This is a genomic window from Paraburkholderia sp. BR10923 (assembly GCF_040948765.1).
GTDB classification, from domain to species: domain Bacteria; phylum Pseudomonadota; class Gammaproteobacteria; order Burkholderiales; family Burkholderiaceae; genus Paraburkholderia; species Paraburkholderia youngii.
The window spans coordinates 1-24984 of record NZ_JBFPKO010000008.1; the positions used below are offsets into that span (position 1 = coordinate 1).

The 24984-nt window shown below is 65.6% G+C and carries 22 protein-coding genes and 1 pseudogene; 11 read left to right on the plus strand and 12 right to left on the minus strand.

Annotated features, from left to right (window positions below; translation table 11 throughout):
* The 3 genes from holB to mltG form a co-directional block, all read right to left on the minus strand.
* The coding region (gene holB, locus AB3X94_RS16420) for a DNA polymerase III subunit delta' (protein ID WP_368612099.1) at positions 1-648 on the minus strand (648 nt) is incomplete at its 3' end.
* Positions 649-743: 95 nt separating this feature from the next.
* The gene (tmk, locus tag AB3X94_RS16425) at positions 744-1364 is read right to left on the minus strand and encodes a dTMP kinase (protein WP_368612100.1); all 621 of its coding nucleotides are present in this window, start codon (positions 1362-1364) and stop codon (positions 744-746) included.
* Complete coding sequence (mltG, locus tag AB3X94_RS16430; protein WP_176108578.1) at positions 1364-2374, minus strand: endolytic transglycosylase MltG; 1011 nt, start codon at positions 2372-2374, stop codon at positions 1364-1366. The genes tmk and mltG overlap by 1 nt, the downstream gene beginning before the upstream one ends.
* A gap of 521 nt (positions 2375-2895) precedes the next feature.
* On the opposite strand from mltG, the gene AB3X94_RS16435 reads away from it, so the two are divergent.
* From AB3X94_RS16435 to AB3X94_RS16455, 5 genes are all read left to right on the plus strand, one after another.
* Positions 2896-3642 (plus strand): hypothetical protein, encoded by a 747-nt coding sequence (locus AB3X94_RS16435; protein WP_176108579.1) that lies wholly within the window; start codon positions 2896-2898, stop codon positions 3640-3642.
* A 1-nt stretch (position 3643) separates the two neighbouring features.
* Positions 3644-3940, plus strand: a complete 297-nt coding sequence (locus AB3X94_RS16440; protein ID WP_176108580.1) for a hypothetical protein — start codon at positions 3644-3646, stop codon at positions 3938-3940.
* A gap of 66 nt (positions 3941-4006) precedes the next feature.
* Positions 4007-4312: a hypothetical protein gene (locus tag AB3X94_RS16445; protein WP_368612101.1), complete on the plus strand. Its 306-nt coding sequence runs from the start codon at positions 4007-4009 to the stop codon at positions 4310-4312.
* A gap of 165 nt (positions 4313-4477) precedes the next feature.
* Positions 4478-5545: a folate-binding protein YgfZ gene (locus AB3X94_RS16450; protein ID WP_368612102.1), complete on the plus strand. Its 1068-nt coding sequence runs from the start codon at positions 4478-4480 to the stop codon at positions 5543-5545.
* 144 nt (positions 5546-5689) lie between these two features.
* Positions 5690-6556, plus strand: coding sequence for an NRDE family protein (locus tag AB3X94_RS16455; RefSeq protein WP_176108583.1), 867 nt, complete (start codon positions 5690-5692; stop codon positions 6554-6556).
* A gap of 65 nt (positions 6557-6621) precedes the next feature.
* Here AB3X94_RS16455 and AB3X94_RS16460 read toward each other — a convergent pair whose 3' ends face one another.
* The 5 genes and pseudogenes from AB3X94_RS16460 to AB3X94_RS16480 all read right to left on the minus strand — a co-directional run.
* Positions 6622-7581 carry an alpha/beta hydrolase gene (locus tag AB3X94_RS16460; RefSeq protein WP_368612103.1) on the minus strand — a complete coding sequence of 320 codons (960 nt, stop codon included), beginning with the start codon at positions 7579-7581 and terminating at the stop codon, positions 6622-6624.
* Between the two features lie 90 nt (positions 7582-7671).
* Positions 7672-8553 carry an SDR family oxidoreductase gene (locus AB3X94_RS16465; protein WP_368612104.1) on the minus strand — a complete coding sequence of 294 codons (882 nt, stop codon included), beginning with the start codon at positions 8551-8553 and terminating at the stop codon, positions 7672-7674.
* A 52-nt stretch (positions 8554-8605) separates the two neighbouring features.
* Entirely contained in the window at positions 8606-9604 is a 999-nt protein-coding gene (locus AB3X94_RS16470) for an NADP-dependent oxidoreductase (protein ID WP_368612105.1), read from the minus strand.
* A gap of 76 nt (positions 9605-9680) precedes the next feature.
* Positions 9681-10166, minus strand: coding sequence for a PaaI family thioesterase (locus AB3X94_RS16475; RefSeq protein WP_176108587.1), 486 nt, complete (start codon positions 10164-10166; stop codon positions 9681-9683).
* A gap of 103 nt (positions 10167-10269) precedes the next feature.
* A pseudogene (locus AB3X94_RS16480) lies at positions 10270-10434 on the minus strand (PLP-dependent aminotransferase family protein); the annotation flags it as partial.
* 171 nt (positions 10435-10605) lie between these two features.
* Between AB3X94_RS16480 and AB3X94_RS16485 the strand changes: the two are divergent.
* Positions 10606-11112, plus strand: coding sequence for an LEA type 2 family protein (locus AB3X94_RS16485; RefSeq protein ID WP_176108588.1), 507 nt, complete (start codon positions 10606-10608; stop codon positions 11110-11112).
* Positions 11113-11209: 97 nt separating this feature from the next.
* Here AB3X94_RS16485 and AB3X94_RS16490 read toward each other — a convergent pair whose 3' ends face one another.
* The 3 genes from AB3X94_RS16490 to AB3X94_RS16500 form a co-directional block, all read right to left on the minus strand.
* The gene (locus AB3X94_RS16490; protein WP_368612106.1) at positions 11210-12388 is read right to left on the minus strand and encodes an acetyl-CoA C-acyltransferase; all 1179 of its coding nucleotides are present in this window, start codon (positions 12386-12388) and stop codon (positions 11210-11212) included.
* 146 nt (positions 12389-12534) lie between these two features.
* Positions 12535-14625, minus strand: a complete 2091-nt coding sequence (locus AB3X94_RS16495; protein WP_368612107.1) for a 3-hydroxyacyl-CoA dehydrogenase NAD-binding domain-containing protein — start codon at positions 14623-14625, stop codon at positions 12535-12537.
* Positions 14626-14799: 174 nt separating this feature from the next.
* Positions 14800-16470 carry a 3-(methylthio)propionyl-CoA ligase gene (locus tag AB3X94_RS16500; protein ID WP_368612108.1) on the minus strand — a complete coding sequence of 557 codons (1671 nt, stop codon included), beginning with the start codon at positions 16468-16470 and terminating at the stop codon, positions 14800-14802.
* A 175-nt stretch (positions 16471-16645) separates the two neighbouring features.
* Here AB3X94_RS16500 and AB3X94_RS16505 point away from each other — a divergent pair, with 175 nt between their 5' ends.
* The 5 genes from AB3X94_RS16505 to AB3X94_RS16525 all read left to right on the plus strand — a co-directional run bounded on the left by AB3X94_RS16505 (position 16646) and on the right by AB3X94_RS16525 (position 20510).
* Positions 16646-18202 carry a YdiU family protein gene (locus tag AB3X94_RS16505; RefSeq protein WP_368612109.1) on the plus strand — a complete coding sequence of 519 codons (1557 nt, stop codon included), beginning with the start codon at positions 16646-16648 and terminating at the stop codon, positions 18200-18202.
* Between the two features lie 75 nt (positions 18203-18277).
* Positions 18278-18700 (plus strand): peptide-methionine (R)-S-oxide reductase MsrB, encoded by a 423-nt coding sequence (msrB, locus tag AB3X94_RS16510; protein ID WP_013089415.1) that lies wholly within the window; start codon positions 18278-18280, stop codon positions 18698-18700.
* Positions 18701-18876: 176 nt separating this feature from the next.
* A complete protein-coding gene (locus tag AB3X94_RS16515; RefSeq protein WP_176108593.1) occupies positions 18877-19407 on the plus strand; it encodes a septation protein A in 531 nt (176 codons plus the stop codon).
* Between the two features lies 1 nt (position 19408).
* The gene (locus AB3X94_RS16520; protein WP_013089413.1) at positions 19409-19720 is read left to right on the plus strand and encodes a BolA family transcriptional regulator; all 312 of its coding nucleotides are present in this window, start codon (positions 19409-19411) and stop codon (positions 19718-19720) included.
* A 10-nt stretch (positions 19721-19730) separates the two neighbouring features.
* A complete protein-coding gene (locus tag AB3X94_RS16525; RefSeq protein WP_176108594.1) occupies positions 19731-20510 on the plus strand; it encodes a peptidylprolyl isomerase in 780 nt (259 codons plus the stop codon).
* Positions 20511-20687: 177 nt separating this feature from the next.
* Here AB3X94_RS16525 and purL read toward each other — a convergent pair whose 3' ends face one another.
* Positions 20688-24770 carry a phosphoribosylformylglycinamidine synthase gene (purL, locus tag AB3X94_RS16530; RefSeq protein WP_368612110.1) on the minus strand — a complete coding sequence of 1361 codons (4083 nt, stop codon included), beginning with the start codon at positions 24768-24770 and terminating at the stop codon, positions 20688-20690.
* Positions 24771-24984: the final 214 nt, after the last annotated feature.

The following is a 24984-nucleotide window of genomic DNA, read 5'->3' on the forward strand; positions in this document are numbered from 1 at the left end:
CAGCGCGGCGGCTTCTGCGACGCTTGGCGGGGCGCCCCACGGCGCCGCGGTGTCCGGCGCTGGCACGCTCATCGGCCACTGACGGCAGCGGCTGATGATGGTCGGCAGCAAACGGTCGATGCGCGCCGACACCATCAGGAACACGACGCCCGCGGGCGGCTCTTCGAGCGTCTTCAGCAACGCGTTGGCGGCCGCGACGTTGAGCGCCTCGGCCGGATACAGCACGACCACGCGCGCGCCGCCGCGGTGCGAACCGACGCCGACGAAGTCGAGCAGACCGCGGATCTGTTCGATCTTGATTTCCTTGCTCGGCGTGCGGGTCTTCTTGCCTTCGTCGCCATCGGCTTTTTCGGCCTTGTCGTCGGCGCCGTTCGCGGCGTTCGCGAGACCGGCTTCGGCGGCGAGCGCCTCCGGCACGACGATGCGGTAGTCCGGATGATTGCCCTGCACGAACCAGTTGCAGGCCGCGCACGCGCCGCACGGCTCGCCGTTCGGCAGCGGCGCCTCGCACAGCAGACCTTGCGCGAGGTGCTGCGCGAAGCGCAGCTTGCCGATCCCCGCCTGGCCGTGCAGCAACAACGCGTGCGGCCAATGGCCGCGCAGCTGCTGCAGGCGGTTCCAGTCATCGGCTTGCCACGGATAGATCATCGTTTGTCTTTTTGAATCAATTGGTTGCACGCATTACTTCAGGTGGTGAATCAACTTGACACGTGGTTATAAGAACCGATTATATCGTCTTGAAATCAAAGAGTTGCGATCAACTCTTCAAGCTGTTTCTGAATTCGCACGATGCTCTGCGAAGAGTCGATGATAGCGAATCGATGCGGCGCTTCTTCGGCGCGGCGCATGTATTCGGCGCGCGTGCGCTCGAAAAACTCCGCCGACTCGCTCTCGAAACGATCCGGGTTGCGCGCCGCGCTGCGCCGCTCGTTGGCGACGGCGGGCGGCAGGTCGAACAGCACGGTCAAATCCGGCTGGAAACCACCCTGCACCCAGCGCTCGAGCGTCTCCAGCTTGTCGCGCGGTAGGCCGCGGCCGCCGCCCTGGTACGCGAAGGTGGCGTCGGTGAAACGGTCGGACAGCACCCAGTCGCCGCGCGTGAGCGCCGGCTCGATCACCTCGGCCAGATGCTGGCGGCGCAGCGCGAACATCAACAACGCCTCGGTTTCGAGGTCCATCTTCTGATGCAGCACGATCTCGCGGATCTGCTCGCCGAGCGGCGTGCCGCCGGGCTCGCGCGTCATGACCACCGAGCGGCCGCTCGGCGCGAGCTTCGCCTCGAGGCGTTCGCGGAACCAGCCCAGATGGGTAGTCTTGCCCGCGCCGTCGATGCCTTCAAACGTTATGAATTTGCCGCGCGCCATCATTGCCCTCGAATGTATTTGTCCACGGCCTTGTTGTGTTCGCCGAGGGTGTCAGAAAAGATGCTGCTGCCGTCGCCGCGCGACACGAAGTACAGCGCGCTGCTCGGCGCCGGGTTCATCGCCGCCTGCAGCGACGCGACGCTCGGCAGCGAGATCGGCGTCGGCGGTAGGCCCATCCGGGTGTAGGTATTGTAGGGAGTGTCGGTCTGCAGGTCTTTCTTCCTGATGCGGCCAGCGTAGCTTTCGCCCATCCCGTAGATCACCGTCGGGTCGGTCTGTAGCGGCATGCCCGCGCGCAGACGGTTGGCGAACACGGCGGCGACGAGCGCCCGGTCGGACGCCTTGCCGGTTTCCTTTTCGATGATCGACGCCATCGTCAGAGCGTCGTACGGCGTCTTGTACGGCAGGTTCGGCGCGCGCGCGAGCCACGCTTCGTCCAGACGCACGCGCATCAGCCGGTACGCGCGGCGGTAGATGTCGAGGTCGCTCGTGTCCTTGTCGAACAGGTAGGTATCCGGGAAGAACAGCCCTTCGCCGTTGCCGATCGACGCCTCGGGCGCGCCGATTGCGCTCATCAGATCGGCGTCGCTCATGCCGAGCGTGTCGTGTTTCAGCGCGGGATTCGCGTCGAGCTCGGCGCGCATGCGCTTGAAGGTCCAGCCTTCGATGATCGTCGCCACATATTCGTTGACGTCGCCGCGGGCGATTTTCTGCAGCACCTCGTAGGGGGTGATGCCGCTCTTGAACTCATAGTTGCCGGACTTCAGGTCGCTTTGCAGGCCGAGCAGCCGCGTCATCGCGATGAACAGCTCGGGTTCGACCGGCACACCGCCGCGATTGAGCTGCAGCGCGACGCTGCGCAGGCTGCTGTGCGGTTTGACGGTGACGTCGAGTTGCGCCGGGGTCAATTCGAGCGGGCGGGTGGCCCAGAAGTATCCAGCGGCGATGGCCGCCGCGGCCAGCACAACGACGAGCGCGCCGGCTGCGAAACATTTCTTAAGAAAGGACACGACAGGAAAGCATTAGCGTTTAGATGGCAACGAACTGATTTTTAACGGGAAAGTCTTGCGTCGGTCAACACGGTGGCGGTGCCGCCTGGCAGCCCTTTCGGCGTTTTGCGCCCTGTATTGTATAGATGCGGGCACAAGATGGTCACAAGCCAGAGACGTCAACATGAAATCCACAGGCGTCGGTCCGATGCTACGCGGGTCTACGCGGCCACAACATGGGTCAGACGTCGCCCGGGTCGGACAGTTCGCGACAAACGACTTTCGGCCTCTTCCGCCTTTGACCGTTGTTGACAGTCTTGAACCACGCTTCAACCGCACCCTGGACGGCGCCGTCACCCCGCGGCAGGCGCGAAGTACACCGGTCCATGCGTCCCTCTCGATTCTGCATATCGCCTGCGTCGTTGTAGCCGCCAAGGCCATACGACAACAATAGCGCTCGCTTCGAACTTGTTTTTTCCCAAAGCATGATCGGGTCCCGGCCATAGGGCATCCCGGCTGATTTGACATGACAGAGGAGACGCATGGCGATCGACTTCAAAGTCGGCATCCACCGGAGCTGCACACTCCACACGCGGCAAGAATATCGCGGCAACGCACTCAGCGACGAGGCGCGTAACGGACGTAAGCTCATTACCTCGGCAAGCGCGTGGGAGCTTACGCACGACACGCGCCAGCTACCCCGGCTCGTCGAGTTCATGCGCAATGTGCGCGGCGGCGCATCTGCGAGCGGCACGGCACCGGATCAACTCGCCCGGACCCTACGAGCCGCCGTCGAGCGCGGCGAGGTGATTGCGGTGGCCCCGAAGCCGCACGTCCCGAGCGTAGGCGGCACGCCTATCCAACAGGAGATCCGTCCGTATTATCCGACCGTCACGCCGTCGCAGCTATTCCGGCGGGTGCTGCCGGCAGTGCGTGCCGAGCGCGCATTCGAGCGCCCCAAATTACCGCGGCTGGCGGCCGACGATGACCTCGCGATCTGGCACGCCCGCCCAGGCGACGTCTTGCCAGACGGAACCATCGCCACGCCAGTATCGACCCCGCTCGGCGATGCGCGGCCGTTTCAATACCCGGAGGATCCGCAGTTCGGCGATGTGCAGGAACTGGCGGCGCGTGGCGTCAGTGAGACGGATGAGGCTGAGTGTTTCGCGGACTACCATTCAGACATGGCCCAATGTCAGGTAGCCCGAGCCTTGTATCGAGATCCACGCAGCTATGCGCTCTGCACACAGCGAGCTTTCGACAAATTCCAGGCATGCAGGGGATATTGAGATGACTAAATCAGATCGGGCTAGCGTCATTTTTTACGATGCCGATACGCAGCAGTTAAAGATGTGCACAGTTTCACGGGTTCACGTGCAAGCGGCAATCGATCGAGCGCTGGCAATCACTATCCCACCGGATGCTGCGGAAAATTCAATATTGCCAGTTACCGACGAAGACGCACGGAAGCTGGGAGCGATGGCCATTCTGATTCAGGCAATCTCGCATCCCGAATTGCGCGAACGTCTGAAAATCACGACTGAGCAACCGATGGATTGGGCACCCGCCAAACCGCCCTCGGAATGACAGTAGAGCATCCGCCTCTCCAGCAGACGGCATTCCAAAATTACCAGAGCTGCAGAGGTTTCTGAGATGACAAAGCGCCAGCGTGCCACCGTGATCTTTTATAGCGAGGATGTCCAGCAGACACAGGTATGTACCGTGTCGCGCGACGAAGTCGAGGGGGCCCTAAATCGGCAGATCGCGCGGAGAATGGCAATGACTGTGCCACTGGGTTCTGAAGATTGCGGTGCGCCGATCACGGACGAAACCTTGCGTCAGATTGGTGGCATGGCCGTGCTCAACCAGGCGTCGGTCCATCCGGAACTGCACAGTCGGCTGCAGATTACGCTCCACCACGCCGTTGACTGGACGCCCGCCAAGCCACCCTCGGAATAACCATGGCTCATCCGCCTTGTTCAGCGGCTTGGCCTAGGCCACCTCGGGTCGCGCTGTGTAAGGCGCTCGCAAAGCCTTCATTCGCCAAGGACGTGCGAAACGTGACGGACTTGGACTGAATATAATGGGTGTTTGCCTTAGCCAAAGTCAGAATTGACGGAATCCATGAACACACCGCTCGTGAACGCCCCAGCTAACGCTTCCGGTCTCGCTCCGACCGCGGCGGCACCCGCCGCCCTGCCCATCCTGCCGCGCCCGTCGGCCGAAGAATTCGCCGCCGTGCTGGAACACGGCGCGTACATGCCGCTGTCGCAGTTCGGCGTGATCGACACGACCGGCGACGACGCGGCCAGCTTCCTGCACGCCCAGTTGACCAACGACGTCCAGCATCTCGATGCCGCGAACGCGCGCCTCGCCGGCTACTGCTCGGCCAAGGGCCGGCTGCTCGCGTCGTTCCTCAGCTGGCGCAGCGGCGACACGATCCGCCTGCTGGTATCGAAAGACGTGCAGGCCGCCGTGCAAAAGCGCCTGTCGATGTTCGTGCTGCGCGCAAAAGCCAGGCTCGTGGACGCGAGCGGCGAGCTCGCGGTGGTCGGCCTCGCGGGCGACGTGCGCGGCGCGCTGTCGGGCGTTTTCGACGCGCTGCCCGACGGTGTGCACGTGCAGGTCGACGGCACCGCGGGCACGCTGATCCGCGTGCCGGACGCCCTGGAGCGGCTGCGCTATCTGTGGATCGGACCGAAGGCGCAGGTCGAAGCGCTGCTGCCGTCGCTGGACGGCAAGTTGAAGCGCGTGTCGCCGGCCGTTTGGGACTGGCTCGACATCCGCGCGGGCGAGCCGCGCATCACGCAGCCGGTCGTCGAGCAGTTCGTGCCGCAAATGGTCAACTTCGACGTGCTCGGCGCAGTCAATTTCCGCAAAGGCTGCTATCCGGGTCAGGAAGTGGTCGCGCGCAGCCAGTATCGCGGCACGATCAAGCGGCGCACGTCGCTCGCCAACGTCGCCGGCGAGCTTGATACGGTGCGCCCCGGCGCCGAGCTGTTCCACTCGGACGATCCTGGCCAGCCGTGCGGGATGATCGTCAACGCGGCATCGGCACAAGGCGGCGGCGTCGATCTGCTGGTCGAGATCAAGCTCACGGCGCTCGACAGCGGCAGCGTGCATGTCGGCGCGGCCGACGGCCCCGCGCTGCGCTTCCTGGCGCTGCCCTACGGGCTGCCGGCCGAGGTCTGATCGTTGGGCAGGTAAGAAGCGGCGCAATCGGGCGCCGTTTTTTATTGGCTGCTTTATTCTCGTCTGATTTTTGTCGCTTTCTTTGCCGTCTGCCTTTGCGGCATCAGGCGGCCGCCCCACGCTCTGAACGGGAGATGCTCCCCGATGTGCCTGATCGTTTTCGACTGGCGACCCGATGCGGTCGATGGTCCGCTGTTCACGCTCGCCGCGAATCGCGATGAGTTCTTCCGCCGCACGGCCGAGCCGATCGGCTGGTGGCGCGACGCGCCGGGCGTGCTGGCGGGCCGCGATCTCGTGGGCGGCGGCACGTGGCTCGGGCTGTCGCGCGACGGCCGCTTCGCCGCGCTGACCAATTACCGCGCGCCGGGCGAAATGCGCGCCGATGCGCCGACCCGCGGCACGCTCGTCAGCAATTGGCTCACGAGCGCCGCGCGCGACACCGACGGCCATCCGCACGAAACGCCGCTCGCCTATCTGGAGCACGTCGCGCAAAGCGGCGACATCTACAACGGCTTCAACCTGTTGGTCGGCGACTGGACGCGCCGTGAGCTCGCGTGGTACTGCAATCGCGGCGCCGTCGACGCAAATAGTGGCCCCGCGCTGCTCGCGCCCGGCACGCACGGCATCTCGAACGCGGTGCTCGACACCGCGTGGCCGAAGCTGGTCAGAAAGCGCGGCGAGCTCGGCACGCTACTCGCGCGCAATGCAATGCCGCCGCTCGAACGCCTGATCGACCTGATGCGCGATCCGCGGCTCGCGCGCGACGACGAATTGCCGTCGACCGGTATTCCGCTCGAACGCGAGCGCGTGCTGTCGGCGGCATTCATCGAATCGCCGGAATACGGCACGCGCAGCACCACCGCGCTGCGCGTCGCCGCCTATGGCGACGTGATCGGCGTCGCGGTCGCCGAGCGCAGCGACGACAACGGCTCGCACCGCATCGTGAGGCCCGGCGATTTCGAGCGCAGCTTCGCGTTCAACGTCGAGCGCGACCGGATGAGCGTGGCGTGATCGTTTGATCGGCGCCTCGCCGGCGCATTCGCCGCCGGCCGCTCACCGCTTCGCGACGACTACCCTCACCCGATGCCGAATGCCGCGCGCAACGCCGCCGCGGCATCCGCATGCGCCTCTCCGACTTCGGGCACGAAGCCGCCCATCTTGAAGAACTCGTGGATCATGCCGGCGTAGCGCTTGAGCGTTACCGGATTGCCGAGCGCGCGTAGTTTTTCCGCATACGCATCGCCCTCGTCGCTGAGCGGATCGTATTCGGCGGTCGCGATCCACGCGGGCGCGACGCCGCGAAAATCCGGCGCGCCGCGCTCGCCGTCGAGCGGCGCGAAACGCCAGTCGTCACGATCACCGCTATCGCGCAGGTAGTGCTCGAAAAACCACTGGATCGTGTCGCCCGACAGCAGGAAGCCGTCGGCGAGGCGCGAGTGCGAGTCGGTCTGCTGATGGCCGGTTGTCCCCGGGTAGATCAGCAATTGCAGCGCGAGCGCGATCCCGGCATCACGCGCAAGCACTGCGCAGACCGTCGCGAGCGTGCCGCCCGCGCTATCGCCGCCGAGCGCGAGCCGGGTGTCGTCGATGCCGAACTCGGCCGCGTGCGCGTGCAGCCAGCTAAGGGCATCGAAGGCATCGTCGACCGCGGTCGGAAACTTGTGCTCGGGCGCGAGCCGGTAATCGACCGATAGCACCGCGCACTGGCCGTCGCGCGCGAACATCCGGCACAGCGCATCGTGCGTGTCGACGCTGCCGACCGTGAAGCCGCCGCCGTGGTAGTACACGAACGCCGGCAGCGGCTCGGCCCAGTTCGGCTCGACCGGGAAATAGAGGCGCGCGCGGATCGTCGCGCCGTCGCGCGTCGGCACCCGCAGGTCTTCGACGGAAAACATCGGCGCGCTCGGGATCTCGAGGATCGGCGCGCTTTTCTCGTACGACGCGCGCGCCGCTTGCGCGCTCATCTGGTGATACTGCGGGCGTTTGGCCCGCGCGATCATGTCGAGCACCTGCTCGATCGTTGGATTCAGCGGCATGGTTTCAGCAACGTGATGCGCACAGCGCAGCGCGGCGCGCGGTGCGCCAATTGTTGTGAGGACCCGGCGCAGCGGCCACGCAGCCGGCCGCTACTCCGCGTTCTTCACCTCGGGTTTCAGCGACATCGGATCGGACGGCTCGCGCAACTGTTCGATATCCTCGTGACGCAGCTTGACGGTCGCCATGATGCCCGGGTGCGTGATGATATAGAAACGCCGCGCGGCGATCGCCTCGAACGCAATGTCGGCGACATCGTCGGCGCTGAGCTTGCCCGACTGCACCGCACGCTGCAACTGCTTGGCTGCAGCGATCTGCGAGCGCGTCGGCCGGCTTGCGTTGCGCAGTTCGTCCGGACGCGCGCGCTCGGCGTCCGCGATGCCGGTCGGCACGAAGGCGGGACACAGCAGCGAACAGCCGACCTCGCCGCCCGTGCCGGCCTGCGCGAGCTTCAGGTCGTGATACAGCGTCTCGGTCAGCGCCACCACCGCATGCTTGGACGCGTTGTAGATGCCCATCGCCGGTGGCGCCAGCAGCCCCGCGACCGACGCCGTGTTGACGATATGCGCGGGCTCGTTCTGCGCGAGCATGAGCGGCGCGAACACGCGCACGCCGTGCGCGACGCCCATCACGTTGACGCCGAACACCCACGACCAGTCGTTGGCCGAGCTTTCCCACAGGAAGCCGCCGGTGCCGACGCCCGCGTTGTTGAACAGCAGGTGGACCTTGCCGAACGTGGCGAGCGCGGCTCGCGCTAGCGCCTCGACCTGCGTGGCGCTCGATACGTCGGTCGGCACGGCGATCGCTTCGGCGCCGCCTTCGCGCAATGCGTCGACGGTCTGCGCGAGCTGCTCGGCGTTGACGTCGGCGAGCACGAGCTTCATGCCGAGCGCCGCGCCCTTGTGCGCGAACGCGCGGCCGAAGCCGCTGCCCGCGCCGGTGATCACCGCCACCTTGCCTGCGAATTCGAACATCTAGTGACTCCCTGTTTGAGTGGCGACTGGCCGATGCATGACGACGTCGTGCTCAGATCAGCTTGACCAGTTGCTTGCCGAAGTTGCGGCCCTTCAGCAAGCCGATGAATGCCTCGGGCGCGGCTTCGAGCCCTTGCGCGATCGTCTCGCGATAGTGCAGCTTCTTCTGCGCGACGAGCGTGCCGAGCTGCTTGAGCGCCTCCGGCCACACGTCCATATGTTCGCTGACGATGAAGCCCTGCACGAGCAGCCGCTGCGTCAGCATTAGCGACGGATGCCTGAGCGGCAGCGGCTGGCCGTCATAGCCCGCGATGAAGCCGCACAGCGCGATGCGCCCGAACGCGTTCATGCGCGCGAGCGTCGCGTCGAGCCCCTCGCCGCCGACGTTCTCGAAGCAGCCGTCCACACCATCGGGCGTCGCGGCTTTCAGGTCCTGGTACAGGTTGCCGGCCTTGTAGTCGACGCAGGCGTCGAAGCCGAGCGTGTCGACCACGTAGCGGCACTTGTCCGCGCCGCCCGCGATGCCGACCGCGCGCGCGCCGGCCACCTTCGCGAGCTGGCCGACCACGCTGCCCACCGCGCCGCTCGCCGCACTGACGACCACCGTCTCGCCCGCCTTCGGCGCGATGATGCGGTTCAGCCCGTACCACGCGGTGACGCCCGGCATGCCGACCGGGCCGAGATACGCGGACAGCGGCACGTGCGTGTCGTCGACCTTCTGCATGCCCGCGCCGTTCGAGGTGCCGTACTCCTGCCAGCCGAACATCGCGACGACCTTGTCGCCGACCGCGAACTTCGGATTCCTCGTCTCGACGACCTCGCCGACCGTGCCGCCGATCATCACCTCGTTCAGCGGCTGCGGCGGCGCGTACGACTTGCTGTCGTTCATGCGTCCGCGCATATACGGATCGAGCGACAGATAATGGTTGCGCACTCGTACTTCGCCGTCGGCGAGCGGCGCCAGCGGCGTTTCGACGAGCTTGAAGTTATCGGGCGTGGCTTCGCCGTGCGGGCGCGAAATCAGCAGCACCTGGCGATTGATCTGGGCCATGAAGTCGTCTCCTTGGATTGTCGGGGATTGACCTGCATTCGTCGAATCCAGGTCGGAAGTTGATTGCGATGAGGGCTCAGTCGCTCGGACCGGGCCTGGCCGCCGGGTCGCTGCGCAGACGCTGACGCCTGACGTCGCGGCCCACCGCGAGGCGGCGCATGTACTTGAAGGTGCCGAGCGCCTTGGCGACGAAGTGACCTTCGCTGTCGCGGATCTCGCCTTCGCAATAGGCCATCGTGGTCGAGCGATGCAGCACGCGGCCGGTCGCGCGCAACTCGCCGCGCCCCGGCTGCATGAAGTTGACCTTCATCTCGACGGTGACGACGCCGACGCCGTCGCCCGCGAGACTGCGCGCGGCCATCGCGAGCGCGACGTCGGCGAGCGTCATCGTGACCCCGCCGTGCGCGACGTCCCATGTGTTCATATGATCGGGTTGCAACGGCAGCACGACTTCGCTGACGCCATCGGCGGCGCGCAGCAACTGCGCGCCGAGCCGGTCGATGAAGGGGCTTTCCGGCAACGATGGGTTGCCTGTTGTGGCGGATGTGGTGGGGTCGGTCATGGCGGTGTCTGGAGTTCGTGGCCGGCAACCTCGGAAATCGATTCGCCGCGTCCCGGCACTCCGCGAGGTGTACGCATTGGCGCTAAATGGGAAATTCTACCGGCTATCGCCTCGCTCCATCCGCCTCATTGCGCTCCGTCATGCGCGTCGCCAACCGCCCCGAGCGGCGCACCGCTTCATCGACCAGATCGAGCTCCGCGCTCGGGCAACTCAGGCGGATGAAACGATCGAAGCGCCCGGTGTTCGAAAACACGGTCCCAGGCATGACGCAATGCAGCGGAACTTCGCGAACTCCTGCGTCGAGCCGTCCGGCGACTCGCTAATGTCGTCGCGAGATCGTGGCGGCGTATTACCTGAACTCCGACTCGATCGCCAAAATCGACGCCTCGCCGCCAGTTAGAATGCGTGACCAACCGCTTCCTGCTTCGAGGTGCCGGTCATGTCCTTCCCACGCACGCGGCGTTTCAGCCGTTTCGCCACCTTCTTACGCTATTTCCACCTCGCCTGCGCGATCACGCTGACGCTTGGCGCATGCGCCGGCCTGCTCGGCGGCGATGCGTTGCGCGTCAATGTCGCCGGCATCGAGCCTCTGGCCGGCGAAGGCCTCGAGATGCGCTTCAACCTGAAGCTGCGCGTGCAGAACCCGAACGATTCCGCGGTGAGCTTCAACGGCATCGCGGTCGATCTCGAACTGAACGGCAAGCCGTTCGCGAGCGGTGTCAGCGACCAGAGCGGCACCGTGCCGCGCTTCGGCGAAACCGTCGTCAGCGTGCCGCTGACCGTGCCCGCGTTCGCCGCGGTTCGCCAGGCGCTCGGGCTTGCGGGCGTCGCGCAGTCCGGGCAGGTTCCGTACCGGCTGCAAGGCAAGCTCGCGGGCGGCCTGACCGGCACGACACGCTTCACCGATCAGGGCATGTTGACGCTGCCGGGCATGGCGTCGCAGTAGACACGAGGACGGCGGACAAAAAGAAGGCGCCGCGGGTCCAACATTGTCCCTCGTCGAACCGCGGCGCCCGTCTTCTTGAGGCGCGTTCGCGCCCGACTTACGCGATCTCGAACAGACCCGCGGCGCCCTGCCCGCCGCCGATGCACATCGTCACGACGACGAACTTCACGCCGCGCCGCTTGCCTTCGATCAGCGCATGGCCGACGAGCCGCGCACCCGATACGCCATACGGATGGCCCACCGCGATCGCACCGCCGTTCACGTTCAGGCGGTCGTGCGGAATACCGAGCTGGTCCGCGCAATAGAGCACCTGCACCGCGAACGCTTCGTTCAGCTCCCACAGGCCGATGTCCTCGACCTTGAGGCCGGCCTTCTGCAACAGCTTCGGCACCGCGAACACCGGGCCGATGCCCATTTCGTCCGGCTCGCAGCCAGCCACCGCGAAGCCGCGGAAAATGCCGAGCGGCTGCAGCCCTTCGCGTTCGGCCAGCGTCGCGTTCATCACGACGCAAGCCGATGCGCCGTCCGAAAACTGGCTCGCATTGCCCGCGGTGATCACGCCGCCCGGCAGCGCGGTGCGAATCTTCGACACGCCTTCGAGCGTCGTGTCGGCGCGGATGCCTTCGTCGCCGCTGACGGTCACTTCCTTCGTGTAGAGACGGCCGCTCGCCTTGTCGGCGACACCGGCGAGCACCGTCAGCGGCACGATCTCGTCGTGGAACCTGCCGGCTTCGAGCGCGGCCGCCGCGCGCTGCTGCGAGCGCACGCCGTATTCGTCCTGGCGCTCCTTCGAGATCGAGTAGCGCTTCGCGACGTTCTCGGCGGTCTGCAGCATCGACCAGTAGATTTCCGGCTTATGCTCGGTGAGCCAGCCGTCGGTCATCATGTGTTGGTTCATCTCGTTCTGCACGCACGAGATCGACTCGACGCCACCCGCGACGTACACGTCGCCCTCACCGGCGATCACGCGTTGCGACGCGAGCGCGATCGTCTGCAATCCCGACGAGCAGAAACGGTTCACGGTCATGCCCGGCACGCTGACCGGCAGGCCCGCGCGCAATGCGATCTGACGCGCGATGTTGCCGCCCGTCGCGCCTTCCGGATTCGCGCAACCCATGATCACGTCCTCGACGCGCGCCGGGTCGAGCTTCGCGCGCTCGACCGCGGCCTGCGTCACGTGGCCGCCGAGCGTCGCGCCGTGCGTCATGTTGAAACCGCCGCGCCAGGATTTGGCGAGGCCCGTGCGGGCGGTGGATACGATTACGGCGTCAGTCATGGGTGTCTCCAATTGCAATGTCGAAGTGGCGCGCCGGCTCCCTGCCGTGCGTTCAAAAGCGCATCACCGCGCCGCCTCTGTCGTTTGATGCGAGCGCTGCGGACGTCACCCGCAGCACTCAATTCGTCTGCTGAAGTGAGCCGTGCTCAGCCGTTGAAGCCGCGACCTTCGGCCGCCAGCTTCGCGATGCTCGGCGCGAGCTTCCACGCGTCGCCGTTCGGCCGCGCCGCATAGCGGCGAATCGCGCGCTCGACGTTGTACAGCCCGACCGTATCCGCGTACAGCATCGGGCCGCCGCGATAGAGCGGGAAGCCGTAGCCGGTCAGATAGACCATGTCGATATCCGACGCCTTCGACGCGATGCCTTCTTCGAGAATCTTCGCGCCTTCGTTGACGAGCGCGAACACCAGACGCTCGACGATCTCCTCGTCGCTGATCGTGCGGCGCTCGGAGTGGGTTTCCTTCGAGTACTCGACGATCATTTCGTTGACCACGCCGGACGGATACGCGGTGCGATCGCCCGCCTTGTAGTCGTACCAGCCGCCGCCGGTCTTCTGGCCGAAGCGGCCCATCTCGCACAGACGATCGGCGATCTTCGAGTAGTGCATGTCGGGATGCTCGATATAGCGGCGCTTGCGGATCGCCCAGCCGATGTCGTTGCCGGCGAGGTCGCTCATGCGGAACGGGCCCATCGCGAAGCCGAATTTCTCGATGGCCTTGTCGACCTGCGCGGGCAATGCGCCCTCTTCGAGCATGAAGAGCGCCTGACGCAGGTATTGCTCGATCATCCGGTTGCCGATAAAGCCGTCGCACACGCCCGACACCACCGCGGTCTTCCTGATCTTTTTCGCGAGCTTCATCACGGTGGCGAGCACGTCTTTCGCGGTCTCTTTGCCGCGCACGACTTCGAGCAGCTTCATCACGTTGGCCGGGCTGAAAAAGTGCATGCCGACCACATCCTGCGGACGCTTCGTGAACGCGGCGATCTTGTCGACGTCGAGCGTCGACGTGTTCGACGCGAGGATCGCGCCCGGCTTCGCGACTTCATCGAGCCGGCCGAACACCTGCTCCTTCACGCCGAGCTCTTCGAACACGGCTTCGACGATCATGTCGGCGTGCTTCAGGTCGTCGTAGGACAGCGTCGGGCTCAGCAGCGCGAGACGCTGCTCCATCACCTCGGGCTTCAGCTTGCCCTTCTGGACGGTCGCCTCGTAGTTCTTGCGGATCGTCGCGAGACCGCGGTCGAGCGCTTCCTGTTTCGTTTCGAGCAGCGTGACCGGAATCCCCGCGTTCAGGAAGTTCATCGCGATGCCGCCGCCCATCGTGCCGGCGCCGATCACGGCCACCTGATTGATCTCGCGCACGGGCGTATCGGACGGCACGTCGGGAATCTTGCTCGCGGCGCGCTCGCCGAAGAACGCGTGACGCAGCGCATGGCTCTCCGGCGTCTGCACGAGCGCAATGAAGCATTCGCGCTCGAATGCGAGGCCCTTGTCGAAGCCGTCCTTCACGCCGGCTTCGACCGCGTCGATGCACTTATGCGGCGCCGGGAAGTTCTTCGCGATGGCCGCGACGCTATTGCGCGCGAACTGGATGAAACCGGCCGCGTTCGGATGCTCGATCTTGCGCTCGCGCACATTCGGATGCGGGCCCGCTTGCGCGCCGACCTTGCGCGCGAACGCGAGCGCGGCTTCGGACAGTTCGGCGGGATTCGCGACGACCTGGTCGAACAGTCCCGAATCGGCGAGCTTTTCGGACAGCACCGGCGCGCCCGACACGATCATGTTCAGCGACGCTTCGAGACCGATCGCGCGCGGCAGACGCTGCGTGCCGCCCGCGCCCGGCAGGATGCCGAGCTTCACTTCGGGCAGCGCGATCTGCGCGCCGGCCGCGGCGACGCGGTAATGCGCGCCCAGCGCAAGCTCGAGGCCGCCACCCATCGCGACGCTGTGAATCGCCGCGACGACCGGCTTCGCGCTGCCTTCGACGGCCTTGATGACGGTCGCGAGCGTCGGTTCCTGGGTCGCCTTCGGCGTATTGAATTCGGTGATGTCGGCGCCGCCCGAGAAGGCCTTGCCCGCGCCCGTCAGCACGATGGCCTTGATGGCCGAGTCGTTCTGCGCGCGATCGAGTCCTTCGACGATCCCCGCCCGCGTCGACAGACCGAGCCCATTGACGGGAGGATTGTTCAGCGTGAGAACGGCCACGCCGTCATGAGTTGTGTAGTCCACTGCCATCTGCGTGCCTCCGTGCGATCCATGCATTCATTGAGGCGGCGCATGGTGCGCCGCCTGTCCGGGTCACCGCGTCTGCTCATTGTCAGACTTTTTCAAGCGGCGGTTCCAGGGTCAGCAGGCAGAATACACTGAAAAAGCACGAACGTTCAATTTATTCTAATGTAGGGTTTCCACCTAGGCCTCGGGGGTCAGCGGACAGTTGCGGCTGTCTTCGAGCGCGGACGGCAGCACGTGGTCGCGGAACAGATCGCGCAGCTTCAGCTTCTGCAGCTTTCCGGTCGCCGTGTGCGGCAGTTCGTCGACGAACACGACATCGTCGGGAATCCACCACTTCGCCACTTTGCCGTCGTAGAACGCCAGCAGTTCGTCGCGCGTGACGTCGTGCCCCGCGCGTTTGACGACGAGGAGCAGCGGCCGCTCGGTCCACTTCGGATGCGCGCACGCGATGCACGCGGCTTCCGCGACCGCCGGATGCGCGACCGCGACGTTCTCGAGTTCGATCGAACTGATCCATTCGCCGCCCGACTTGATCACGTCCTTCGAGCGGTCGGTGATGTGCAGGAAGCCGTCGGGGTCGATCGTCGCGACGTCACCGGTCGGAAACCAGCCGTCAATGAGGGGCGAGTCTTCCTTGCGGAAATACCGGTCGATGACCCACGGCCCGCGCACGTGCAGATCGCCGAACGCGACGCCGTCCCAGGGCAGTTCGCGGCCATCCTCGCCGACGATCTTCATGTCGACGCCATAGATCACATGGCCCTGCTTTTCGAGCAGCTTGCGCTGCTCGGCGAGCGGCCGCTGGCTCTGCTCCCAGTTCAGCTTCGCCAACGTACCGAGCGGCGACATCTCCGTCATGCCCCATGCATGGATCACCTGCACGCCGTAGTCGTCCTCGAGCACCCGCAGCATCGCGGGCGGACAGGCGGAGCCGCCGATCACCGTGCGCTCGAGCGACGAAAACTTCGCGCCGGTTTCGCGCAGGTAGTTCAGCAGACCGAGCCACACGGTCGGCACGCCGGCCGAACACGTGACGCGTTCGCTCTCCATCAGCTCGTACAGCGACTTGCCGTCGAGATCCTTGCCGGGGAACACGAGCTTCGCGCCGGTCAGCGGTCCGGCATGCGCGAGGCCCCACGCGTTGACGTGGAACATCGGCACGATCGGCAGCACCGAGTCGCGCGCCGACAGGCTCATCGAGTCGGGCAACGCCGCGCCGAACGCGTGCAGCACCGTCGAGCGATGCGTATACAGCGCGCCTTTCGGATTGCCGGTCGTGCCCGACGTATAGCAGAGGTACGACGCCTGCTGCTCGTCGAGCGCGGGCCAGTCGAAGCCGCCGTCCTGCCCGTCCATCAGCGTTTCGTAGCACAGCACCGACGTTTGCATCGGCGGCCGATGCGCTTCATCGCACAGTGCGATCCAGCCGCGCACGCGCGGGCACTGCGGCGCGAGCGTCTCGACCAGCGCCGCGAACGTCGTGTCGAACAGCACGTACGCATCGTCGGCGTGATTGATGATGTAGGCGATCTGCTCGGGGAAAAGGCGCGGGTTGATCGTGTGACACACGGCGCCGAAGCCGGTGGTGCCGTAATACGCTTCGAGATGCCGGTAGCCGTTCCACGCGAGCGTCGCGACCCGGTCGCCCGGCTCGACGCCGAGCGCGATGAGCGCCTGCGCGAGTTGCTTCGCGCGCTTCTCGCAATCGCGGTACGTGTAGCGATGCAGGTCGCCTTCGATGCGCCGCGACACGATTTCGGTGCTGCCGAAATGGCGTGCGGCATGCGCGAGCAACGATGATACGGTGAGCGGCACGTCCATCATCTGGCCCAGCAGCGGCGTCGTCATAAGGCGGGGTCTCCTCGGCTTGTCAGTGTGTCGATGGGTTGCGGTCGGGTTTGTTGAATACGTGGTGCAGGATCGTGGCGGCGTCGTACGCAGCATGGTCCGGACGATGAAGGCGGCCGCCCAGCAGCGCCGCGGGCGCGGACTTACAATATCGGCTAATCCAGAGGCGCTCAACATGTCGTTTTCCCCAAGCTTTGCAGGCTTATCCGCAGCATTGACGGATCTTTCCAACACACTCGCCACTCCCCCTGCCAACGCGTTCGCGCGGCTCGGCGGCACCTTCTTCACGCGGCTGCCCGCCGCGCCGCTCGACGCACCCTACCTCGTCGGCTTCTCGGCCGAGACCGCCGCGCGGCTCGGGATGCCCGAGGGCATCGAACGCGAGCCGGGCTTCCTCGAGCTGTTCTGCGGCAATGCGACGCGCGACTGGCCGGCCGACGCACTGCCTTACGCGTCGGTGTACTCGGGGCATCAGTTCGGCGTGTGGGCCGGCCAGCTCGGCGACGGCCGCGCGCTCACGCTGGGCGAGCTCGAACACGACGGCGAGCGCAATGAACTGCAGCTCAAAGGCGCGGGCCGCACGCCTTATTCGCGCATGGGCGACGGCCGCGCGGTGCTGCGCTCGTCGATCCGCGAATATCTGTGCTCCGAGGCGATGCATCACCTCGGCATTCCGACCACGCGCGCGTTGTGCGTGATCGGCTCCGACCAGCCGGTGCGGCGCGAGACGATCGAAACCGCCGCGGTGGTCACCCGCGTCGCGCCTAGCTTCGTGCGCTTCGGCCACTTCGAGCATTTCTATGCGAACGATCGCGTCGACGCGTTGCGCGCGCTGGCCGATCACGTCATCGAACGCTTCTATCCGCATTGCAAGGACGCCGACGATCCGTATCTGGCGCTGCTCGCCGAAGCGGTACGGTCCACCGCCGATCTGATGGTCGACTGGCAGGCGGTCGGTTTCTGTCACGGCGTGATGAATACCGACAACATGTCGATTCTGGGCCTGACGATCGACTACGGCCCGTTCGGTTTCATGGATGGCTTCGATGCCGGCCACATCTGCAATCACTCCGATACGCAGGGGCGTTATGCCTACCGGCTGCAGCCGCAAATCGCGTACTGGAACCTCTTCTGCCTCGCGCAGGGACTGCTGCCGTTGTTCGGCGAGAAGCACGACGAAAGCGTGCGCGCCGACAAGGCGGTCGAAGAAGCGCAGCACGTGCTCGCGGGCTTCAAGGAGCGCTTCGCGCCGGCGCTCGAAAACCGCATGCGCGCGAAGCTCGGCCTCGAACAGCCGCGAGACGGCGACGACGCCCTGGTGAACCGGCTGTTCGAAGCGATGCACACGAACCGCGCCGATTTCACGCTGACGTTCCGCAACCTCGCGCGCCTGTCGAAACACGATGCGAGCGGCGATGCGCCGGTACGCGACCTGTTCCTCGATCGCGCCGCCTTCGACGCATGGGCGAACGACTACCGCGCGCGGCTGGCCGTTGAGTCACGCGACGACGCTGCGCGCGCCATTGCAATGAATCGTGTGAACCCCAAATTCGTACTTCGCAACCATCTGGCGGAAACGGCGATCCAGCGTGCGAGGGAGAAGGATTTCTCCGAGGTGGAACGGCTCGCGGCCGTGCTGCGTCGTCCGTTCGACGAGCAGCCCGAATACGCGTCGTATGCGGGCCTGCCGCCCGACTGGGCAAGCTCACTGGAAGTGAGCTGTTCGTCATGACGCGCCTTTGCAGTTGAATCGCCACGGCCGTCCCGCCAGAAAACACCGGTACAAACCCGAGACAGGAACCCGACCATGAGCAACCCCGACGATCTCAAGCATGACGCCCCAGCCGTCCAGAAAAGCGACGCCGAGTGGCGCAAGGAGCTGTCCGACATCGAATACCAGGTGACCCGACACGCGGCCACCGAGCGCCCGTTCACGGGCCGCTACAACGATCACTGGGAACGCGGCGTCTACGACTGCGTGTGCTGCGGCACGCCGCTGTTCGAATCGGACACCAAGTTCGACGCCGGCTGTGGCTGGCCGAGCTATTTCCGGCCGATCAACGGCGAGGTGATCGCCGAGAAGACCGACCGCTCGCACGGCATGCTGCGCATCGAGGTGCAGTGCAAGAACTGCGGTGCGCATCTGGGCCACGTGTTCGAGGACGGTCCGGCGCCGACCGGTCTGCGCTACTGCATCAATTCGGCTGCGTTACAATTCGAGCCCAAGTAACGCGGCGCGGCAGCAGCCTTGCCCGCTTCGGGCGCCGGGGCGCGAAACCGCGCGCGGCGCCCTTTCAATGCGGTACCCCCGCTCGTTGGCGGGCACCGCGCACCTTGCACGCCAGGCTGGCGCGCATCAATGTTCGACTCACCGTTCGACTCACTCTCCGATTTCCCGACCAGATAATGAAATTCCTGTTCGATCTGTTCCCGATCATCCTGTTCTTCGTCGCCTTCAAGATCTGGGGCATTTTCACGGCGACGGCAGTGGCGATCGTCGCCACGCTGGTGCAGATCGCGTGGGTGGCGTTCCGCCACCGCAAGGTCGACCCGATGCTGTGGGTGAGCCTCGGCGTCGTCGTGGTATTCGGCGGTGCGACGCTCGTACTGCACAACGACACCTTCATCAAATGGAAGCCGACTGTGCTGTACTGGGCGTTTTCGGTCGCGCTGATCCTGTCGCAGCTCGGCTTCAACAAGAACCTGATCGAAGCGATGATGGGCAAGCAGATCACGCTGCCGCACGCGATCTGGGGCAAGCTGAACCTGATCTGGGCGGTGTTTTTCGTGCTGCTCGGTCTTCTGAACCTGTTCGTCGCGTATCACTACACGACCGATCAGTGGGTCAATTTCAAACTGTTCGGCGCGACCGGGTGCCTGCTCGTGTTCATCGTCGGACAGAGCCTGTGGCTGTCGAAGTACATGAAGGAGGAATGACATGAGCGACCTGTTCATGCACGCCACCACCGCCGAGCGCGCCGCGCTGATCGAGGCACGCCTCGCGGCCGCGCTCGCGCCCGTCGAGTCGATCCGCATCACCGACGACAGCGCGCAGCACGCGGGCCACGCAGGTGCCGCCGCCGGCGGGCATTTCAGTGTCACGATCGTGGCCGTCGCGTTTGCCGGCAAGCCCCGCGTGGCGCGGCATCGCATGGTGTATGATGCGCTGGCCGATGCCATGCAGCGCGGCATTCATGCCCTTGCCATCACGGCGTACACGCCCGAAGAATTTGCTTTGTTGCCCCGCTAGGAACCTTTCGATGACCTTGAAGAAAACCCGACTCTGGGTATTGCTGGCTGCGTTCGCGGCCGCACCTGCATTCGCACAGAACATCGCCGTCGTGAACGGTACGCCGATTCCGAAGTCGCGCGCCGATGCGTTGATCCAGCAACTGGTTCACCAGGGCCAGCAGGACACGCCGCAGCTGCAGCAGGCGGTGCGCGAAGAGCTCGTGAATCGCGAAATCCTGATGCAGGAAGCCCTGCGTCGCGGGCTGCCGAACCGTCCGGACATCAAGGCGCAAATCGCGGTCGCACAGCAAACCGTCGTGTTGCGCGGGCTGATCGAAGATTTCGTGAAGAACAACCAGCCGAGCGACGCCGAAGTCACCGCGCGCTACAACGCGCTCGTCAAGGAAGCAGGCGGCAAGGAATATCACCTGCACCATATCCTCGTCGACAACGAGCAGCAGGCGAAGGACCTGATCGCGAAGATCAAGGCCGGCGCAAGCTTCGAAGATCTCGCCAAGCAGTACTCGAAAGACCCGGGATCGGGCAAGAACGGCGGCGACCTCGACTGGTCGGACCCGAAGGCCTACGTGCCTGAGTTCGCGGACGCGGCCGCCCATCTGCAGAAAGGCCAGATGACCGACACTCCGGTGCGTACGCAATTCGGCTGGCACATCATCCGTGTCGACGACATCCGCGCCGTCACGCCGCCGCCGCTCGAGCAGGTGCGTGCGCAGATCGTGCAGCAGATCCAGCAGGAAAAGCTGCAGGCGTTCGAAGAGAATCTGCGCAAGAATGCGAAGATTCAGTGAGTGTCAGCGGCGCGCAGATCGTCTTTGGACAGTCCGCCGCCTCCTGGCTCTGAAGAAGCCGGAACGCAAAAAAGCCGCCCATGGGCGGCTTTTTTGTTGCTGTGAGACTTGCGGGGCGTCAACGTACTGCTGCCGCAAACAGAGGCCGCCGCACACGGGCGGCAGCCCCCTGAACCATCAGCCGAGCCAGCGACGCGCGTTCTGGAACACACGCAGCCACGGGCTCGCGTCCGTGCCGATCTCGCCCCAGCCCTGCGGATGCCAGCTCATCTGCACCGCGCGATGCACGCGCTCCATGTGCGGCATCAGCACCGTGAAGCGGCCATCGGCCGTCGTGACGGACGTGATGCCCTCGGGCGAACCGTTCGGGTTGAACGGATACTGCTCGGTCGCCTGACCACGGTGATCGACGTAGCGCATCGCGACCGCGACCTTCGACTTGTCACCCTGCTGCGAGAAGTCCGCGAAGCCTTCGCCGTGCGCGACGGCGACCGGAATGCGCGAGCCTTCCATGCCCGCAAAGAACAGCGACGGCGATGCCTGCACCTCGACGAGCGAGAAACGCGCCTCGAACTTCTCCGACTTGTTGCGCGTGAACTTCGGCCATGCTTCGGCGCCGGGGATCATCGACGCGAGGCTGCTCATCATCTGGCAGCCGTTGCAGATGCCGAGCGCGAACGTGTCTTCACGACCGAAGAACGCGGCGAACATGTCGGCCAGTTGCGCGTTGAAGCGGATCGTCTTCGCCCAGCCTTCGCCGGCACCCAGCGTGTCGCCGTACGAGAAACCGCCGCAGGCGACCGCGCCCGCGAAATCGGCGAGGTTCGCGCGGCCGGCGAGCAGGTCGCTCATGTGCACGTCGTGCGCGTCGAAGCCGGCGCGATCGAATGCATAGGCCGTCTCCAGATGCGAATTCACGCCCTGCTCGCGCAGGATCGCGACGCGGGGACGCACGCCCTTGCCGACGAACGGCGCGGCGACGTCTTCCGCCGGATCGAAGCTCAGCACCGGCGTGATGCCCGGGTCGGCCGCGTCGAGCAGCGAATCGTATTCGGCGTCGGCGCAAGCGGGGTTGTCGCGCAGACGGGCGATGCGCCAGCTCACTTCGCTCCACGTGCGATGCAGTTCGGCACGCGGGGCTTCGTAGACCTTCTTCGCGTCGCGATAGATCTCGATCACGTCGCGCTCGTTGGTCTTGCCGATCACGTGCGAGCACGCCGACAGGCCATGGTCGCGCAGCGCGGCGAGCACCGCGTCGCGATCGGCCGCGCGCACCTGCACGACGGCGCCGAGCTCTTCGTTGAACAGCGCGCGCAGCGTGCGGTCTTCGCGGCGACCGCTGGTCTGCTTCGCCCAGTCCTTCGCGTCGCCGTAATCCGATTCGTGGTTTGCATCGAGTATCAGCATGTCGACGTTCAGCGACACACCCGCGTGACCCGCGAACGCCATTTCGCAGACCGTCGCCCACAGGCCGCCGTCCGAGCGGTCGTGGTATGCGAGCAGTTTGCCGCCGCTATTGAGCGCCTGGATCGCGTTGAAGAAGCGCTTCAGATCTTCCGGATCGTCGACGTCCGGCACCGTGTCGCCGACCTGCTGCGTGACCTGTGCAAGGATGCTGCCGCCCAGACGCTGCTTGCCGCGACCGAGGTCGATCGCGATCAGCACCGACTCGCCGACTTCGCTCACGCGCCGCAGTTGCGGCGTCAGATGGCGGCGCACGTCTTCGACCGGAGCGAATGCGGAGATGATCAGCGACACCGGCGCGACCACTTCCTTCGCGACGCCGCGGTCTTCCCAGCGCGTGCGCATCGACAGCGAATCCTTGCCGACCGGAATGCCGATACCGAGCGCCGGGCACAGCTCCATGCCGATCGCCTTGACCGTGTCGTAGAGCGCCGCGTCTTCTCCCGGCGCACCGCACGCGGCCATCCAGTTGGCCGACAGCTTCAGCTTGTCGAGCGACGCGATCGGCGCGGCCGCGATGTTGGTAATCGCCTCGCCGACCGCCATGCGGCCCGAGGCCGGCGCGTTGATGACGGCGAGCGGCGTGCGCTCGGACATCGTCATCGCTTCGCCGCTGAAGCCCGCGTAATCCAGCGTCGTGATCGCGACGTCGGCCACCGGCACCTGCCACGGGCCGACCATCTGGTCGCGCGCGGTCGTGCCGCCGACCGAGCGGTCGCCGATCGTGATCAGGAACGACTTGCTCGCGACCGTCGGATGACGCAGCACGCTCTGCGCCACCTCTTGCAGCGCGAGCCCGGTCACGTCGACCGGTTCGAGCGCGCGCTCGACGCGCTTCACGTCGCGGTGCATACGCGGCGGCTTGCCGAGCAGCACTTCCATCGGCATATCGACCGGCTGGTGCGCGGCTTCGTTCTGCTCTGAATCGATCAGTTTCAGCTGACGCTCGGCGGTGGCCGTGCCGATCACCGCGAACGGGCAGCGCTCGCGCTTGCACATCGCCTCGAACACCGGCAGATCGGCCGGCGCGATCGCGAGCACGTAGCGCTCCTGCGCTTCGTTCGACCAGATTTCGCGCGGCGACAGGCCGCTTTCTTCGAGCTGGATCTTGCGCAGTTCGAACCGTGCGCCCTTACCCGCACCGTCCACCACTTCGGGGAACGCGTTCGACAGACCGCCAGCGCCGACGTCGTGAATGCTGAGGATCGGGTTCTTCTCGCCGAGCTGCCAGCACGCGTTGATCACTTCCTGCGCGCGCCGCTCGATTTCCGGGTTGCCGCGCTGCACCGAGTCGAAGTCGAGTTCAGCGGTGTTGGTGCCGGTCGCCATCGAGCTCGCGGCGCCGCCGCCCATGCCGATGCGCATGCCGGGACCGCCGATCTGGATCAGCAGCGAGCCTTCCGGCAGATCGTGCTTGTGCGTGTGCTGGTCGGAGATATTGCCGATACCGCCCGCGATCATGATCGGCTTGTGATAGCCGCGCACGAGGCCCGCGACATTCTGCTCGTAGGTGCGGAAGTAGCCGCCGAGGTTCGGCCGGCCGAATTCGTTGTTGAACGCGGCGCCGCCGAGCGGGCCGTCGATCATGATCTGCAACGGCGACGCGATGCGGTCCGGGCGGCCGTACGCTTCGTGCTGGTCGGCGGGATTGCGCTGCGCGAGCGGCTGTGCGGAGTCGCGCGCGTTTTCCCACGCCTCGACGCCGTCCGGCAGTTCGAGGTTCGATACTGTGAAGCCCGTGAGACCCGCCTTCGGACGCGCGCCGCGGCCGGTCGCGCCTTCGTCGCGGATTTCGCCGCCCGCGCCGGTCGCGGCGCCCGGGAACGGCGAGATCGCGGTCGGATGATTGTGCGTTTCGACCTTCATCAGCGTGTGCGTAAGCTCGACGCTGCGACCGTAGTGCTCGGGCAATTCGCCCGCGCCGAGTTCGGCTGGCGTGCGCGGGAACCAGCGCTCGGCCATGCCGCCGACCATGATCGCCGAGTTATCCGAATACGCGACGATGGTGCCCTGCGGGTTCAGCTTCTCGGTGTTGCGGATCATGTTGAACAGCGACATGTCCTGCTTCTCGCCGTCGATCGTCCAGTCCGCGTTGAAGATCTTGTGGCGGCAGTGCTCGCTGTTGGCCTGCGCGAACATCATCAGTTCGACGTCGGTCGGATTGCGCTCGAGTTTCGTGAATGCGTCGACCAGGTAGTCGATTTCGTCGTCGGCGAGCGCGAGGCCCAGTTCCACATTGGCGGTTTCGAGCGCGGCGCGGCCGCTCGCGAGCACGTCGACCGTTTGCAGCGGCTTGGCCGGCAGTTCGTCGAACAGATGCAGCGCATGGTCGCGCGACGGTGCGACGCTCTCGGTCATGCGGTCGTGCAGTGCGGCACCAACCGCCGCGCGCGCCTCGTCGGACAGCGTCTTCTTGCCGCCGAGCAGCCCGCTTTTCAGCGTCACCGAGTATTCGACGCCGCGCTCGATGCGGCGCACCTGCGTGAGACCGCAATGATGCGCGATGTCGGTTGCCTTACTGGCCCACGGCGACACGGTGCCGAAGCGCGGCACCACGAGGAAGGTCTCGACCGCACCACGTTCCTTGCCTTCTTCGAATGGATCGCCGTAGTGCATCAGCGCCTCGATCTTCGCGCTGTCTTCAGCGGACAGTTCGGTCTGGGCATTGACGAAGTGCAGATACTGCCCGCGCACGCCGGTGATATTCGGGTCGATGCGCGTGAGCGTTTCGAGCAGGCGGGTTTGACGGAAATCGGAAAGGGCCGAAGCGCCGGGGAAACACGAGAAGTGGGCCATGGGACTTGACGTTGCGTCGCTCATTGATGCCGGAGAGCCGCGCATGCAGGCGACGTGAGGCGGAAAGGAAGTCCGAGATTATACCCCGGGAACAAGCTTCCAGCGGGCTCCGGGGTGTGGCGCCGGCGGGCCGCGTTTGCCCGCGCGAGGCGCCGCCGGAGTGCCCGTCACGTCGCCGCGCGGGTGCTTTGACTGCTATCATTCGCGTTTCACC

Excerpts from the sequence above, each read along its gene's own strand:
- AB3X94_RS16455 (WP_176108583.1), top strand. The coding sequence starts at position 5,690 with ATGTGCCTGATCGTTTTCGACTGGCGACCCGATGCGGTCGATGGTCCG.
- AB3X94_RS16470 (WP_368612105.1), bottom strand. The coding sequence starts at position 9,604 with ATGGCCCAGATCAATCGCCAGGTGCTGCTGATTTCGCGCCCGCACGGC.
- AB3X94_RS16440 (WP_176108580.1), top strand. The coding sequence starts at position 3,644 with ATGACTAAATCAGATCGGGCTAGCGTCATTTTTTACGATGCCGATACG.
- AB3X94_RS16460 (WP_368612103.1), bottom strand. The coding sequence starts at position 7,581 with ATGCCGCTGAATCCAACGATCGAGCAGGTGCTCGACATGATCGCGCGG.
- AB3X94_RS16515 (WP_176108593.1), top strand. The coding sequence starts at position 18,877 with ATGAAATTCCTGTTCGATCTGTTCCCGATCATCCTGTTCTTCGTCGCC.
- purL (WP_368612110.1), bottom strand. The coding sequence starts at position 24,770 with ATGGCCCACTTCTCGTGTTTCCCCGGCGCTTCGGCCCTTTCCGATTTC.
- AB3X94_RS16495 (WP_368612107.1), bottom strand. The coding sequence starts at position 14,625 with ATGGCAGTGGACTACACAACTCATGACGGCGTGGCCGTTCTCACGCTG.
- AB3X94_RS16500 (WP_368612108.1), bottom strand. The coding sequence starts at position 16,470 with ATGACGACGCCGCTGCTGGGCCAGATGATGGACGTGCCGCTCACCGTA.
- tmk (WP_368612100.1), bottom strand. The coding sequence starts at position 1,364 with ATGGCGCGCGGCAAATTCATAACGTTTGAAGGCATCGACGGCGCGGGC.
- msrB (WP_013089415.1), top strand. The coding sequence starts at position 18,278 with ATGAGCAACCCCGACGATCTCAAGCATGACGCCCCAGCCGTCCAGAAA.
- AB3X94_RS16485 (WP_176108588.1), top strand. The coding sequence starts at position 10,606 with ATGTCCTTCCCACGCACGCGGCGTTTCAGCCGTTTCGCCACCTTCTTA.
- AB3X94_RS16505 (WP_368612109.1), top strand. The coding sequence starts at position 16,646 with ATGTCGTTTTCCCCAAGCTTTGCAGGCTTATCCGCAGCATTGACGGAT.
- AB3X94_RS16525 (WP_176108594.1), top strand. The coding sequence starts at position 19,731 with ATGACCTTGAAGAAAACCCGACTCTGGGTATTGCTGGCTGCGTTCGCG.
- AB3X94_RS16465 (WP_368612104.1), bottom strand. The coding sequence starts at position 8,553 with ATGTTCGAATTCGCAGGCAAGGTGGCGGTGATCACCGGCGCGGGCAGC.
- AB3X94_RS16490 (WP_368612106.1), bottom strand. The coding sequence starts at position 12,388 with ATGACTGACGCCGTAATCGTATCCACCGCCCGCACGGGCCTCGCCAAA.
- AB3X94_RS16435 (WP_176108579.1), top strand. The coding sequence starts at position 2,896 with ATGGCGATCGACTTCAAAGTCGGCATCCACCGGAGCTGCACACTCCAC.
- AB3X94_RS16475 (WP_176108587.1), bottom strand. The coding sequence starts at position 10,166 with ATGACCGACCCCACCACATCCGCCACAACAGGCAACCCATCGTTGCCG.
- AB3X94_RS16445 (WP_368612101.1), top strand. The coding sequence starts at position 4,007 with ATGACAAAGCGCCAGCGTGCCACCGTGATCTTTTATAGCGAGGATGTC.
- AB3X94_RS16520 (WP_013089413.1), top strand. The coding sequence starts at position 19,409 with ATGAGCGACCTGTTCATGCACGCCACCACCGCCGAGCGCGCCGCGCTG.
- AB3X94_RS16450 (WP_368612102.1), top strand. The coding sequence starts at position 4,478 with ATGAACACACCGCTCGTGAACGCCCCAGCTAACGCTTCCGGTCTCGCT.